A 13,939-nucleotide genomic window follows, 5' to 3' on the forward strand; every position below is an offset into this window, starting at 1 on the left:
CGTCACACCGTTCAGAGGAGGAACGTCATGACACATCGGATAAAGCGCATTCTTGCGGGCGCATCCACGCTTCTGGCGTTGGCAGCGGCCGGTCCATCGCATGCAGAAACCACGCTGTCTTTCCTGATTGACAACAATCCCGACACGGTCGCAGCAGCCGAGGCCCTGGTTGCCGCCTATCAGACCAAGGCGCCCGACGTGACGATCGAAATCGAACAGCGGCCGGGCGGCGGCGAGGGCGACAACATCATCAAGACGCGCTTGGCGACAGGGGAGATGTCCGATGTATTCCTCTATAATTCCGGTTCGCTCTTACAGGCGCTCAAGCCCACGCAGAAACTTGTCGATCTGAGCGGCCTGCCGTCACAGGCAAAGGTGGACGAAAGCTTCAAGGCGGTGGTCAGCGCCGGCGATAAACTCTACGGCGTTCCTTTCGGCACGGCGATGGCCGGCGGGATCCTCTACAACAGGAAGATCTATCAGGATCTCGGCCTCTCCGTTCCGAAGACCTGGGCGGATTTCATGGCGAACAACGCCAAGGTCAAGGCATCCGGCAAGGTCGCCGTGGCGCAGACCTATCGCGATACCTGGACTTCGCAGTTGTTCGTTCTGGCCGATTATTACAATCTGCATGCCGCCGTGCCGAATTTCGCCGCGGACTATACCGCCAACAAGGCGAAATATGCGGAGACACCGGCGGCTATGAAGGGCTTCGAACGGCTGAAGGACGTTCACGACGCCGGCCTGATGAACGAAGACTTCGGCGCGGCAAGCTACGACGACGGCTTGAGAATGGTATCGACCGGCGAGGCGGCGCATTATCCGATGCTGAGCTTCGCGGTCAGTGCGCTCAAACAGAATTATCCGGAAAACCTCGCAGATGTCGGCTTCTTCGCCCAGCCGAGCGACGATGCGGCAACGAACGGCCTGACGGTCTGGATGCCACCGGGCCTTTACATTCCCGCGACCAGCCAGCATGCCGAGGAAGCGAAAAAATTCGTCGACTTCGCCGGAAGCGTCGAGGGCTGCAAGATCATGGTGGAAACCAACGCGGTCCAGGGCCCCTCCCTGGTCGACGGCTGCGATCTGCCGGCCGACGTGCCGCCTGCGATCAAGGACATGCTTCCCTATTTCGAGGCCAAGGACAAGACGACTCCCGCCTTGGAATTCGTGTCGCCCGTCAAGGGACCGGCGCTCGAGCAGATCACCGTTGAGGTCGGCTCCGGTATTCGCCAACCCGCCGAGGCGGCGAAACTCTATGACGAGGATGTGCGCAAGCAGGCCAAGCAGCTCGGCCTGCCCAACTGGTAGAGCGGTCTTTCGGGGCTACGGCGCCGCGCATCGTTTCGGACGCGCAAATGACGCTGTAACACTTATGCAGTTGGCGCCTCGTTTCTAAAAAGCGAGGCTCCGCCCGAGGGAAGAGGGAGCCATGACCGAGACACGCCGCCCGGCGCGCAAATCGCCCTATCCGCTGTGGTTTTTCATTCCCGCCGCCATCATTTACGGCGTGCTGTTTCTTTTTCCGACGGTATCGTCTCTCTGGTTCAGCCTGACGCGCTGGGATCTTTCGACGGCAGAATTCATCGGGCTCGAAAACTTTCGGCAGTTCTTTTCCGAACCCTTCCTGGTCAAGGGGCTCGTCAATACGCTGATCTACGCCGTGACCACGTCGGGCCTGAAGACGGTCTGCGGTCTGCTGCTCGCCGTGCTGCTGACCAGCAATATTTTCGCTCGCGGCTTCCTGCGCACGCTGGTCTTCTTTCCCGTCCTTGTGTCGACGATCGGCATCGGCATCACCTTCACGGTGATGATGCATCCGACCAGGGGCATCATCAATGTCACGCTCGAAGCGCTCGGCATTCCGGGGCCGGGATGGCTCACCAATCCGGCGCTCGCGCTTTTTTCGGTGGCCCTGGTCGATGTCTGGAAGGGTGTCGGCCTTGCGACCCTGATCTTCATCGCCGGCCTCGCTGCGATCAGCCCCGATTATTACGAGGCGGCGAGAATCGACGGCGCGACACGGCTTCAGCAATTTTTCCGGATCACCCTGCCGCTCGTGCGTCCCGCCACTATCGTCGTAGTGACATTGTCGCTGATCGGCGGGCTTCGTTCGTTCGACCTGATATGGGCGATGACGCGCGGCGGGCCCGGTTTCTCCTCGGATGTGATCGCCTCGGTCATCTACAAGCAGTACCAGGCCGGTTTTTATGGGCTGTCGACCGCCGGAAACGTCATCCTGTTTGCACTGATCGCCGGGATCATCCTGCCCATCTCCCTGTGGTTCAACCGGCGCGAGGTCGAAGAATGAGAAGCGTCCGCCCTTACGTGACCGGCGCGATCGCCCTGGCCGTCGCGGCCGTGATCTTCGTAATGCCCTTCGTTTTCGTCGCTCTTCAGGCGGTCAAATCGAAATCCGAAGCCTCCCGCCTCGATTTCGAATTGCCCGGGCAGTGGCTGTTCTGGGACAATCTGATCGCCGTCTTCAAGGCTCGCGACTACCAGCTCGCGCTCGCCTATTTCAACTCCACTCTGATCACCGTCGTCTCTGTCAGCATCCTGCTCCTGCTATCGGCGATGGTCGGATATGTGATGCAGCGCCGCAGGACCGTCTGGAACAAGGTGGCTTCGGTTGCGCTGTTCATGGGTCTGATGATGCCGCCGGCGGTCGTGCCGACCATCGGCCTTTTGCAGGAGATCGGTCTCTTCAAGACCATGACCGGAATGATCCTGATCCAGGTCGCCTATAATCTGTCCTTTTCGATCTTGCTCTACCGGTCGTTCATCTCGACCATACCGCGCGATCTCGACGAAGCGGCGCTGATCGACGGCGCCAAGCCGCGGCAGATCTTCTTCAGGGTCATCTTGCCGCTTCTGAAACCGGTGACGGTAACCAATATCGTCGTGCAGTCGATCGCGATCTTCAACGATTTCACCAACCCGCTTTATTACCTTCCCGGCAAGGAGAACGTGACGGTGCAGCTGACGCTTTATAATTTCCAGAGCATGTATACGAGCCAGTACAACCTGCTCTTCATGAATATCCTGCTCGTGACGATCCCCCCGCTGATCGTCTTCATCTTCTTCAACCGGCAGATCGTCGCGGGCATGACATCAGGCGCGGTCAAAGGCTAGAAGATGGCTGAGCTCACTCTGAAAAAGGTCCGCAAGAGCTTCGGCGCCCTCGAGGTCATCAAGGGCATCGATCTGGAGGTCGCCTCCGGCGAGTTCGTCGTTTTCGTCGGCCCGTCGGGATGCGGAAAATCGACGCTGCTGCGCATCATCGCCGGCCTGGAGGAGACGACGTCGGGCGTACTGACGATCGGCGGCAAGGATGTGACCCATGCCGAACCCTCCGAGCGCGGCATCGCCATGGTGTTCCAGAGCTATGCGCTCTACCCGCATATGACGGTTGCCGAGAATATCGGCTTCGGACTTTCGCTCGCCCGCCGTCCGAAGGCGGAAATCACAGCCAGGGTCAACGCAGCCGCCGAAACGCTGCAGCTCACCCATCTCCTGCAGAGAAAGCCGAAGGCGCTCTCCGGCGGCCAGAGGCAGCGCGTCGCCATCGGCCGCGCGATCGTGCGCGACCCCAAGGTCTTCCTCTTCGACGAGCCGCTCTCCAATCTCGACGCTTCGCTGAGAGCCCAGATGCGCCTCGAGATCGCCGATCTCCACGCTCGGCTGAAATCGACGATGATCTATGTCACCCACGATCAGGTCGAAGCCATGACGATGGCCGACAAGATCGTCGTCCTGAACGGCGGGGCGGTCGAGCAGATCGGCAGCCCGATGGAACTCTACCGCAATCCCGCCACACCCTTCGTCGCCGGCTTCATCGGCAGCCCGAAGATGAACCTCTACGGCGGCGAGACGGCGCGGCGATTCAACTGCACGACCTACGGCGTGCGCCCGGAACATATCAAACTCTCGGAAGATGCCGGACAATGGCAGGGCACGATCCGGCATGTGGAACGGCTCGGCGCCGACGCGATCCTCTACCTCGACGTTCCCGATTTAGGAGAAATGGTCGTGCGCGCCGAAGGCGAGACGCCGTTTGCACCTGGCATGACGGTCTGGGCAAATCCGGTCGATGGATCGGAGCATCGGTTTTGAAGGTAAGACCAAGCCCCTCGAGGAGAGTAAAATAGCTAGAGCGGCCGATGCAGGAATGCCGGCATCTCGGCCCCGGCGGATAGATATAGCCGGACCGTGTCCAGCGCCTCGCGGATGGTTACGTCCATGTCGAGATAGCGGTATGTCCCGAGCCCACCGACAAAGGTGACGGAGGTCTCCCGCAGGGATCTTGCTACATATTGGGCAAGCTGCGTCTTCTCTTCCATCAGGCGGATCGGATAGTAGGGAATGTCGTCCGGGCCACAGGCCCTGGAGAACTCTCGATAACAGACCGAGCAGGAATGGACCTCCCATGGAGACAGATGCTTATGTTCCGTCAGACGCGTGTGGGTACCGAAACCCTGCCGCGCCAGATGTGGAGCGGCGTGCGGGAAACGCTGAGTCCGACGATCGCTGCCGTCGCCACCCTCCTCATCCTGTTTTCGACGCTGTTTCTCGCCACGATCCAATGGCTGCAGCGACGCGCCGAACGCCAGAAGATCGCGCACAGAGACTAACTCAAGGAGTTTGAGCATGCAGATCGAGCGCTACGAAACCGGAAAGCGGATGAGCCAGGCCGTGACCTATGGCGGCTTCGTCTTCCTCGCAGACCAGGTCGCGATTGATGCGCCTCATGCCTCCGTCCGCGAGCGGACGACCGACATCCTGGCGCGGATCACGCGGCTTCTGGAGGGCGTGGGCAGCAATTCGACACGAATCCTCAGCGCGACGATATGGCTTGCGGATATGTCCAAGTTCGAAGAGATGAACGCCGTCTGGGACACCTGGGTGCCGTCCGGCCACGCGCCGGCGCGCGCCACCGTCGAAGCGAGGCTCGCCGCGCCGGAATTTTCCGTGGAGATCGGCATGATCGCCGCAATCGGGAACTGACGGTCGGTCCTTGCTGGAAACGACCGCCAACCCCTCGCCCACCCGGTATGGCATGACCCGTGCGAGCGCTGAAAGCGGCGTGAGGCCGTTGGTTGCAAAGCCGTGACACTTGCCGACAACCCTTAAAAGAGCGGGCGAGCAACTTGCCTTTGTACCATTTACACTTTAAGGACGCCCCAATTTCCAAGGCGGAGGGACTGGACGAGCATGTCAGATCATGAGAACAGGTCTTCGGGGCTCGGTGTCACAACCGGCGATCTGGATCGCTACTTCACTTTTCTCCGCCATGCTCTGGTGAATACGACCGCCACGCGGTCAGCCGGAAAGCCGTTGGATTATGCGGCGGCGGTGACGGAGTCCATGCAATTGGCCCGTGCCACACACGATGCCGGCCGAAAGATCATGTTCATCGGCAACGGCGGCAGCGCGGCAATTGCCAGCCACATGGCGACGGACTACTCGAAAAACGGTGGGCTGCGCGCGATGGCGATGAACGACGGCGCGACGCTGACCTGCCTGTCGAACGACCTCGGCTATCAGAACGTCTTCGCAAAGCAGATCGATATGCACGCCAATGAAGGTGACCTGCTGGTGGCAATCAGCAGCTCCGGAAGATCGGAAAGCATTACCAAGGCCGTCCGGACCGCACGCGACAAGGGCTGCGCCGTGATGACCCTGAGCGGCTTCGCTCCGGGCAATCCGCTGCGCGATCTGGGTGACCTGAACTTTTATGTGGCGTCCGATCAATATGGTTATGTGGAGATCGCCCATCTGGCGATATGCCATGCCGTATTGGATTTTTCCTGCGGACTTGTTCCGCCTACCCTTTCCTGAAGAGCCGTTTCACGCGCATGAATTTTCCCCGCATCCACGATCCGGAATTGACGCTTCTGACGCCCGACGATGACGTCGCCAACCCCGAAGTGACGATCCTCGTTCCCTCTCTCAATGAGGAATTGACGATCGGAACCTTCGTCGACTGGTGCCGCGAGGGTATTGCGGCAAGCGGTGCGGCTGTGGAGATCCTTATCGTCGACAGCTCCACCGATCGAACCCCGGAAATCGCCCGTGACAGAGGAGCCCGCGTATTGCGGACACCGAAGCGCGGTTTGGGCAGAGCTTACATCGATGCCATTCCATACGTGCGCGGCAAGTTCATCATCATGGGTGATGCGGATTGCACCTATGATTTTCGGCAAATAGCGCCGTTTATCGAAGCCTTCCGGAAGGGCTTCGACTTCGTGATGGGCTCACGGTTCAAGGGCTCGATCGAAGACAAAGCGATGCCGCCGCTGCATCGCTATTTCGGAACGCCGCTGACCACGTGGATCCTCAATCGGATGTTCAGCAGCCGCTTTTCCGACATCCATTGCGGCATGCGGGGCATCAGCGTCGATGCCTTGCTTCGCATGGACCTTCGATCGCAAGGATGGGAATATGCGTCGGAGATGGTGCTGAAGTCCGTGCATATGGAGCTTCCGACCACAGAGGTGCCAATCCACTTCCTGAAGGATCCGGAAGGCCGGCTAAGCCACATGAAGCGGCGGGGCTGGATGGAGCCGTGGCGCGCAGGCTGGCGCAATCTGCAGGCAATGTTCGTCTACGGGTTTGATTTTTTTCTCATCTGGCCGGGATTCCTGCTTCTGGCCCTCGGCCTGATAATCATGCTGCCGCTGCTCGCCGGGCCGATGTCTATTGGCGGTGTGCGGTTTTCGTCCAATGCCATGCTGTTTGCCATGGCCCTGGCCGTCCTTGGCCAATCAATGCTGGTTTCGGCGGCAATCGGTCGGGTGATTTTCGACTATTCAGGACATGTGCAGAGCCGTTTCGAGCGGCTCCTGCCTTACAATGCAACCATCTGGGGATCAGTGGTCGCCGTTCTGGCCGGCGTTTTTCTGGCGGTTCCGCTCTTCGATTCCTATGTCGGGAACGGATACCTGCTGCCTGAGATCGGCATCGAGACCAACTGGGCCGTCTTCGGGCTCTGGCTCATCATTACCGCGTTTCAGATCTTTATATCAGGGCTGATGATAAGAGCCCTTGGGGTCATGCTGCCCGTCAAAAAGCCTACGCCTCCTCTCGCGGGATAGGAGCCACGAAAGGGTCGATCATGATCGTAGGCTGGTGCACGGTTCTCGCCATAATATTATGGGGCCTCGTGATCGACAGAGGCATCGTTGCCTCGCTCAACCAACGTTGCGATCAACCCTTTCGAGACGGCACCGACTTTCTGCTCAGCGGTATTCTGCCGGCTCTGGCGATCGCCGGGGGCGCGGCCACCGTCCTTGGGGCGTTCCATGGGCTGCGATGGGAGATCGTTCTCCCGATCGTCGCTGTCTCGATGATTTGGCGGTGGCGCGATCTCGTCGCCGTTCTCTACGACCTCGGTTCGCTGTTTCGTAAAATTGCCGCTGAAACGAGATCCGGAAACCCGGTTCCGGTGCTTGCAGCACTCACATGCACTGTACTTTGCTATGTGTGGAGCGTTATGGCCCTGTTTCCATCCGGCATTGCCGACGTCTGGGTTTTCCACATCCCGCTCGCAAACAGTATCATCGAACACAGCGGCTTTGTGTCGCCGCAGATCGACCATCCCTTCTACGGCAATATTCCGCTCTTCTTTAATCTGCTGTTTGCGCTCGTCATGATGGTCAGCGGTCACTGGACCGGTGCGGCGATCATGAATGTCGCAATTTTCTTCGGATTTCTGTTCCTGCTTTCAAGCTGCGCCAGTCGTTGGCGGGCATGCGGTTTTTTCCTGGTGGCCGCTCTGATGCTCAGCATCCCCTTCTTCAGGGGAAGTGTCGGCGAACCGATGACGGATCTGGCACGGTCGTGTTTCTCAGTCGCCGCTGTGCTTTTCCTGTGGCGTTATCTGGAAACCCGGCGTCCGGGGGAGCTTTTTCATTGTGCGCTCGTGCTGGGGGGAGCGGTCGGAGGGAAATATACGGAACTGCAAATGGTTTGCCTGATAGGGCTGGCGCTGATGCCAATGCTTCTCAAGGGAAGGGTATCGCTGCCGCTCTTTTTGTCATGCCTTTGCGCATTCCTTGCAGTCGCGGGCTACTGGTATGCGAAAAACCTGATCGTTCTCGGCAATCCGATCTATCCTTTCATGTTCGGTCATCCGGGCCTCACCGACGCCTGGATGGCGGACTACATGCTCGAATTGGGCCGGGCCTTCGATCCCGCTAACCGACATTTCGTAACGAACCTCGCAACTCTGCAAGGTTGGCGCGACTTCCTCCATATCCTTTACAGCTGGTTCCTGGCCGGCAAGCCGAATGCTTTCGTCGCTCTCGCTTTGATCCTGGCCGGTCTTGCCGTGGCCTTTCGGCGCATCGCATTTCTCGCAGCGATTACCGCTGCCATGTTTGTGATATGGTACACCGTTATGTTCAATCACATCCGGTGGGCGACGCCAGCCTATCTGCTGTTCTTTTCGACCGGGTTTATCGGCGCCTCCCTGGTTCGGGAACGGCTGGATCAATGGCTCGACCGGCAAGTTCTGCCGCGGATGGCCCCAATTACGAAAATCGCCTCTTCGCCGGCATGCATGATCGCCAGCCCGGTGATCTTAGGCGTGCTGGCCGGGGGACTCTGGCTGTCGCAGTGGTACCGCGTGGGCGGCAGCGACATGGATCCCGGCAAGGCGAAAGACCTCGACGTCGTGCTCGGGATGATCAGTGTCGACAAATATATGGAGAGCCACCGCGAAGCCTATTTCATGTATCGCTACATCGCGGAGCATGACCTGCGGACCGTTTTTCAGCCTTTCGACACCGCCAACACATTATTGTCGACGGCTTATAACGATGGCCGCGATGGCGGTTGGCAATTGCCACGCTATGTGCTGCCCAGACCGGGGTCGGATATCGATGCTTTCATCCGGGATAATCATATAGGTTACTTCATCCTTCCCCCGGATGCTGGCAGCGCGTTCCTCGCAGAACGCATAGGAGAAGACAAAATAATGCTGGCCAACAGCGTCATAGCCCACATGATGCCCCGCGCCTCGCTGATCTTGACGGATCGGTTCGGCTGGAAGCTCTACCGTTTTGACGCGGATCGGGCATCGTGACGACTCCATCCTCCCGAGCATTCCTTCGCATCGGCATACCGGTTCTGAAAGTGGCCGTGGCGCTTGGCCTCGTCATATGGATCGCGCGTAAGGTCGATTTCGCAGAAGGCTGGGCCGCGGTCCGGACCCTGTCGGCGACGACCATCTGCGTCAGCATCTTCCTTCTTCTCCTGCAGGCCCTGCTTTCGGCCTGGCGGTGGTGCCTTCTAGCGGAGATGATCGGGCAGAGGCTGAAAATATCAGGCGCCATGAAACTGTTCATGCAAAGCCTCTTTTACAATCAGGCTCTTCCAAGTCCCATTCCAGGCGATGCCGCACGCATTTTCGGCGCCCTCAAATACGGCCTGACGATCCAGGAAGCCACGCTCGGCGTCGTCATGGACCGTATCCTCACCCTGTTCGGGTTGGCGGTCGTTGCGCTCATCGGTCTGATCATCATGCGGGCGTTTTACGGGCACGACTTCCCAATCCCCTATCTCACCGAACTCACGGCCCTTGCCGTCGCGGGAACCATCGCATCGGCCCTGGTGTTCTGCTGGCGTCGCCATCTCTTCGTTCGGCTTCTTCCGGAAAAGCTGCACGCGCTGAGCGACGCGCTGGGTGCTTTTCTCACCCACCGGGGAATGCTCGGAATATCTCTATTGACCCTCGTCATTCACGGTTTGAGTGTCGTCTCGCTTGAGATCCTCGTTCTCGGACTTGGCCTCCCGCTCGATTGGGGTCAGGCCGCAGCCGCTTTCCCGCCAGTGCTTTTGATCGCCATGGTTCCCATTTCTGTCGGAGGATGGGGGCTGCGGGAAGGCGGCATGGTCATTTCGCTTGCCGTATTCGGCATCGGCACGACGGACGCCGCAACGCTATCGGTGGTTTTCGGCCTGTTGCAGCTTGTGGTCGGCTTGGCCGGTGGTGTATTCGTCCTTTCGCGTCCCCATTCGGGAAAGATCAAAGCGCTCTGATGAGCCTTAACAGATCATATGGAGCTGCCGACATGCATGCCTTGGTAACGGGAGGGGCCGGATTTATCGGCAGCCATCTCTGCGATCGCCTTTTGGCCTTGGGCTATCGGGTAACCGCGATCGACAATCTTCACCTCGGCCGGATGCGCAATATAGATCATCTCCAGGGCCGGACGGATTTTCGCTTCCAGAAGCTTGATATGCTCGATCGGGAGGGCATGGATCAACTCTTTGCGACAGATCGTCCTGATGCTGTTTTCCATCTCGCCGCCAATTCCGATATTGCCGCGGGCAATACCAATACGGAACTGGATCTGCAGCTGAACCAGCTTACGACGACGACGCTGCTTGCCATCATGCGCAAGCACGGTGTCGGCAGGCTTTTCTTTGCCAGCACTTCTGCGGTTTTCGGCGAAGCCGAAGGAAACATCCACGAGAACCACGGCCCCCTGCGGCCGATCTCGCTCTATGGCGCCAGCAAGCTTGCTGCGGAGGCCTATCTGTCCGTCTATGCTCTGTCATTCGGCATCAAGACGCTGGTGCTGCGCTTTCCCAATGTGGTGGGGGAGCGCTCAACCCACGGGGCAATCTACGACTTCATCAACAGGTTGAAAGCCGATCCGACGAGACTTCAGGTGCTCGGCAACGGAAGGCAGACGAAGCCCTATCTCTATGTCGGCGACCTGGTGGACGCGATTCTCCTGGCCTGGGACAAGGCGCCCGGCCCCTATGAGGTATTTCACGCCAGCGGCATCGGCGAGACGTCGGTCCGGGATATCGCCGAAATCGTGGTCTCCAAGGTCGCGGCCGGAGCTGCCATCGAATATGGAAGCGAGGACCGCGGCTGGCTGGGCGACGTGCCGCGCTTCAGCTACGACATAAGCCGGCTGGGAACGTTGGGCTGGTCTCCGAAGCGGAAATCGACAGAAGCCGTTGAACTTGCCGTCGAACGGATTCTGGCGAATGGCTTCTGAGGACGCGATCCGCCAGGCGATCATTATTGCCGGTGGCCTTGGAACGCGCGCGCGCAGCATGACGGGCGATGCTATCCCGAAGGCGCTTCTGCCGCTTGCCGGCGTGCCGATCATCTTGCGGCAGATCCGCATCCTGGCCCGCGAAGGTATTCAGCATGTGCGCGTGCTTGGTGGCCACCTCGGCAGCCAGCTCGAGCCCGCCCTCGGTCCGGAAGCTGAAAAACTCGGCATCAGGATCGAGGTCTTCGTCGAGAAATCTCCGCTCGGCACGGCGGGCTGCCTGACGACATTGGACATGACGGCCGGCGACGTCCTGATCGTCTACGGCGACATGCTTTTCGATATCGATCTATCGGCGCTGACGCGTCATCGTCAGCAATTTCCCGCCGCTCTGACCATCATCGCCCATCCCAACGATCATCCCCGCACATCCGATCTCGTCGTCCAGAAGAGCGGTTATCTCCAGCGCCTCTTGCCCCGCAAAACGCCGCGCGATGCGGATTGGCGCAATCTGGTGCCGGCCGGTTTGTATGTTGCCTCCGAGCAGTTTTTCCAGGCGCTCGTGCCGGCGCAAACGGCGGATATGATCCACGACGTCATTCCCCGCCTCCTCGAACGGTCCGTTCCGGTCGCGATTTATGACACGCCGGAATATATAAAGGATACCGGGTCGCCGAACCGGCATGCTGCCGCCGAGGAGGACCTCCGGCAGGAACGGGTTCATGCGGCGCATCTGTCGGTGCGAAGGCCCGCGGTTTTCTTCGATTGCGACGGCGTGCTCAACGAAGATGTCGGCGGCCATGGCGTCATCCATCCGGACCAGGTGAAGCTGATCGACCGGGCAGGCGAAGCCGTGCGGCTCGCCCGTGAGGCGGGCTTCCTGACGATTGCGGTCACGAACAGACCGCAGGTCGCCAAAGGCTTTCTTGATGAAACCGGGCTGGATCATGTTCTCGGTCGCCTCGAGGCCGAGCTTGCCGAAGATGGCGGCGTCCTGGATCGCATTTATTTTTGTCCGCATCATCCGGGCAAAGGATTTCCCAACGAAGTCGCCGCGCTCAAGATCGATTGTGCCTGCCGGAAGCCGGGCGATCTGATGATCCGCCAGGCCATGTCGGAACTGCCTGTCGAAAAATCGAAATCCATCATCATCGGCGACAGCCTGCGCGACATCGGTGCTGGCCGCAAGGCGGGCATCTGGTCCTACGGCGTTCGGACAGGCTATGGCCTGCGGGACGAAAAGAGCTATCCCACCGTCGAAACAGAGATTCCGCATGCCGATCTTGTCTTCGACACGGTCTATGACGCGGTCCGTTTCCAATGCGGCTACCAAGAGATCGGCAAGGCTCTGTCCGGTGCGATTGATGAACGGCTTTCATCTACGGCCGGTCCGTTGCTCATCAGCATATGCGGCCGTTCCCGCTCCGGGAAAAGTACGTTTGCGCATGCCGTTCAACGCATGCTCTCGGAAACAGGGCGGAGGGTGCTGAGACTTGAACTCGACCGCTGGATACTGCCGCTCGAACATCGCCGCCCCGACATGAATGCGGAAGAGCGCAGCAGAGTGGAGCTCTATCCCGAGATCGTCAGCATGCTGCGCCGCTCCGGGCAGGTTAAGGCACCCGGCTATGACGCGGCAAGCCGCGGCCGGCTTAGGGGTACCACCGCCTATGACGCCCGCGATGCCGAGGTCATCCTCATGGACGGCATCTTTGCCGGACATGCGTCGATCCGAGAACAGGTCGACATGTCCGTCTTCGTCGAAGCATCTCAGCAGAGCCTGCTGAACCGCTTTCACACGTTCTACGCCTGGAAAGGCCTTACGCCAGTTGCCGCCGAAGCGCTCTGGCAGTCGCGAATTCAGGAAGAGTGGCCGAGGATCGATCTGCAGCGCAAATCGGCCGATATCGTCATCAATCTCGAGGAGGCAATCCTTTGATCGTTTCATCCGCACCTTTTCGGGTCAGCTTCGCCGGCGGCGGCTCGGACATAGCGTCCTACTACCGCCGTCAGGCGGGCGCGGTACTGTCCTGTGCGATAGCCAAATACAGCTTCGTGATCGTGCACAACTATTTCAATGAAAACAAATATCATCTGAAATATACGCGTACCGAACTTGCCGAGACGCTTGAGGAGATTGCGCATCCGCTGTTGCGCGAGGCACTTCGGATGCATCGCGTCGAGCCCGGCATCGAGGTCGCTTCCGTCGCCGACATTCCCTCCGGAACGGGTCTCGGATCCTCCAGCTCCTTTTCCGTGGCACTGATCAACGCGCTCTATGCTCACAGGTCGCGTTTTGCCTCCAAGGACCAGTTGGCGGAAGAAGCCTGCAAACTCGAAATCGATATCCTCAAGGAGCCGATTGGCAAACAGGACCAATATGCAGCCGCTCATGGCGGCTTGAACTTCATCGAATTCAATTCCAACGGCAGCGTGAACGTACAGCCCGTCGTCCTCAGCTCTGAAAAGATGGCAGAGCTTGAGAGCAACATCCTGTTGTTTTTCACCGGAAGCCAGCGCGATACGCGCTCTGTGCTGTCGACGCAGGTGCAGGCCATGGAGGCGGACGAGGAAAAATTTCGGACCGTCGAGCGCATGGTGCAACTGGCTTACGAAATGCGCGACATCCTGATGAGCGGGGATCTCGGCGCCTTCGGCGAAGCGCTTCATCGCGGATGGATGATGAAAAGGTCGCTGACCTCGAAGATCACCAACAGCGCGATCGACGAGTTTTACGATGCGGCCCGTGCTGCCGGCGCCATCGGCGGCAAGCTGGCAGGTGCTGGCGGAGGGGGCTTCCTCGTCCTCTATTGCCCGAAAGACCGCCAGGAAAAAGTGCGCCAGGCGCTGTCGCAGCTCAAGGAAATCGAGTTTCGTTTCGACTGGAGCGGCGCGCGTATCGCCTTTGCGCAGTAGAGGGT

The 13,939-nt window shown here is 59.4% G+C and carries 12 protein-coding genes and 2 pseudogenes; 13 read left to right on the forward strand and 1 reads right to left on the reverse strand.

Annotated features, from left to right (window positions below):
• Window positions 1–27: 27 nt before the first annotated feature.
• The 4 genes from MF410_RS34995 (at window position 28) to ugpC (ending at window position 4,116) form a co-directional block, all read left to right on the forward strand.
• On the forward strand, window positions 28–1,311 hold the full coding sequence (locus tag MF410_RS34995) for an extracellular solute-binding protein (protein ID WP_097626277.1): 1,284 nt from the start codon (window positions 28–30) through the stop codon (window positions 1,309–1,311).
• Between the two features lie 121 nt (window positions 1,312–1,432).
• Window positions 1,433–2,311: a sugar ABC transporter permease gene (locus MF410_RS35000; protein WP_131711274.1), complete on the forward strand. Its 879-nt coding sequence runs from the start codon at window positions 1,433–1,435 to the stop codon at window positions 2,309–2,311.
• Window positions 2,308–3,135, forward strand: coding sequence for a carbohydrate ABC transporter permease (locus tag MF410_RS35005; protein WP_097626279.1), 828 nt, complete (start codon window positions 2,308–2,310; stop codon window positions 3,133–3,135). The genes MF410_RS35000 and MF410_RS35005 overlap by 4 nt, the downstream gene beginning before the upstream one ends.
• Window positions 3,136–3,138: 3 nt before the next feature.
• Window positions 3,139–4,116: a sn-glycerol-3-phosphate ABC transporter ATP-binding protein UgpC gene (gene ugpC, locus MF410_RS35010; protein WP_131711275.1), complete on the forward strand. Its 978-nt coding sequence runs from the start codon at window positions 3,139–3,141 to the stop codon at window positions 4,114–4,116.
• Between the two features lie 35 nt (window positions 4,117–4,151).
• On the opposite strand, the pseudogene MF410_RS35015 reads toward ugpC, so the two are convergent.
• Window positions 4,152–4,463 (reverse strand): annotated as a pseudogene (locus MF410_RS35015) (UDP-galactopyranose mutase); the annotation flags it as partial.
• Window positions 4,464–4,475: 12 nt separating this feature from the next.
• Between MF410_RS35015 and MF410_RS35020 the strand changes: the two are divergent.
• The 9 genes and pseudogenes from MF410_RS35020 to MF410_RS35060 all read left to right on the forward strand — a co-directional run.
• Window positions 4,476–4,634 (forward strand): annotated as a pseudogene (locus tag MF410_RS35020) (ABC transporter permease); the annotation flags it as partial.
• A gap of 16 nt (window positions 4,635–4,650) precedes the next feature.
• Complete coding sequence (locus MF410_RS35025; RefSeq protein ID WP_222134914.1) at window positions 4,651–5,007, forward strand: RidA family protein; 357 nt, start codon at window positions 4,651–4,653, stop codon at window positions 5,005–5,007.
• Between the two features lie 207 nt (window positions 5,008–5,214).
• Entirely contained in the window at window positions 5,215–5,841 is a 627-nt protein-coding gene (locus MF410_RS35030) for an SIS domain-containing protein (protein ID WP_239621440.1), read from the forward strand.
• 17 nt (window positions 5,842–5,858) lie between these two features.
• Window positions 5,859–7,097, forward strand: a complete 1,239-nt coding sequence (locus MF410_RS35035; RefSeq protein WP_131711278.1) for a glycosyltransferase family 2 protein — start codon at window positions 5,859–5,861, stop codon at window positions 7,095–7,097.
• Between the two features lie 20 nt (window positions 7,098–7,117).
• A complete protein-coding gene (locus MF410_RS35040; RefSeq protein ID WP_222134913.1) occupies window positions 7,118–9,088 on the forward strand; it encodes a hypothetical protein in 1,971 nt (656 codons plus the stop codon).
• Window positions 9,085–10,044, forward strand: coding sequence for a lysylphosphatidylglycerol synthase transmembrane domain-containing protein (locus tag MF410_RS35045; RefSeq protein WP_222134912.1), 960 nt, complete (start codon window positions 9,085–9,087; stop codon window positions 10,042–10,044). Before MF410_RS35040 ends, MF410_RS35045 begins: the two co-directional genes overlap by 4 nt.
• Before the next feature lie 32 nt (window positions 10,045–10,076).
• Window positions 10,077–11,018, forward strand: coding sequence for an SDR family NAD(P)-dependent oxidoreductase (locus MF410_RS35050; protein WP_222134911.1), 942 nt, complete (start codon window positions 10,077–10,079; stop codon window positions 11,016–11,018).
• Entirely contained in the window at window positions 11,008–12,957 is a 1,950-nt protein-coding gene (locus MF410_RS35055; RefSeq protein ID WP_222134910.1) for an HAD-IIIA family hydrolase, read from the forward strand. Before MF410_RS35050 ends, MF410_RS35055 begins: the two co-directional genes overlap by 11 nt.
• Complete coding sequence (locus MF410_RS35060) at window positions 12,954–13,934, forward strand: GHMP kinase (protein WP_003591637.1); 981 nt, start codon at window positions 12,954–12,956, stop codon at window positions 13,932–13,934. The genes MF410_RS35055 and MF410_RS35060 overlap by 4 nt, the downstream gene beginning before the upstream one ends.
• Window positions 13,935–13,939: the final 5 nt, after the last annotated feature.

This window comes from Rhizobium sp. C104 (assembly GCF_022354505.1).
Classification (GTDB): domain Bacteria; phylum Pseudomonadota; class Alphaproteobacteria; order Rhizobiales; family Rhizobiaceae; genus Rhizobium; species Rhizobium redzepovicii.

Excerpts from the sequence above, each read along its gene's own strand:
- MF410_RS34995 (WP_097626277.1), top strand. The coding sequence starts at position 28 with ATGACACATCGGATAAAGCGCATTCTTGCGGGCGCATCCACGCTTCTG.
- MF410_RS35000 (WP_131711274.1), top strand. The coding sequence starts at position 1,433 with ATGACCGAGACACGCCGCCCGGCGCGCAAATCGCCCTATCCGCTGTGG.
- MF410_RS35005 (WP_097626279.1), top strand. The coding sequence starts at position 2,308 with ATGAGAAGCGTCCGCCCTTACGTGACCGGCGCGATCGCCCTGGCCGTC.
- ugpC (WP_131711275.1), top strand. The coding sequence starts at position 3,139 with ATGGCTGAGCTCACTCTGAAAAAGGTCCGCAAGAGCTTCGGCGCCCTC.
- MF410_RS35025 (WP_222134914.1), top strand. The coding sequence starts at position 4,651 with ATGCAGATCGAGCGCTACGAAACCGGAAAGCGGATGAGCCAGGCCGTG.
- MF410_RS35030 (WP_239621440.1), top strand. The coding sequence starts at position 5,215 with ATGTCAGATCATGAGAACAGGTCTTCGGGGCTCGGTGTCACAACCGGC.
- MF410_RS35035 (WP_131711278.1), top strand. The coding sequence starts at position 5,859 with ATGAATTTTCCCCGCATCCACGATCCGGAATTGACGCTTCTGACGCCC.
- MF410_RS35040 (WP_222134913.1), top strand. The coding sequence starts at position 7,118 with ATGATCGTAGGCTGGTGCACGGTTCTCGCCATAATATTATGGGGCCTC.
- MF410_RS35050 (WP_222134911.1), top strand. The coding sequence starts at position 10,077 with ATGCATGCCTTGGTAACGGGAGGGGCCGGATTTATCGGCAGCCATCTC.
- MF410_RS35055 (WP_222134910.1), top strand. The coding sequence starts at position 11,008 with ATGGCTTCTGAGGACGCGATCCGCCAGGCGATCATTATTGCCGGTGGC.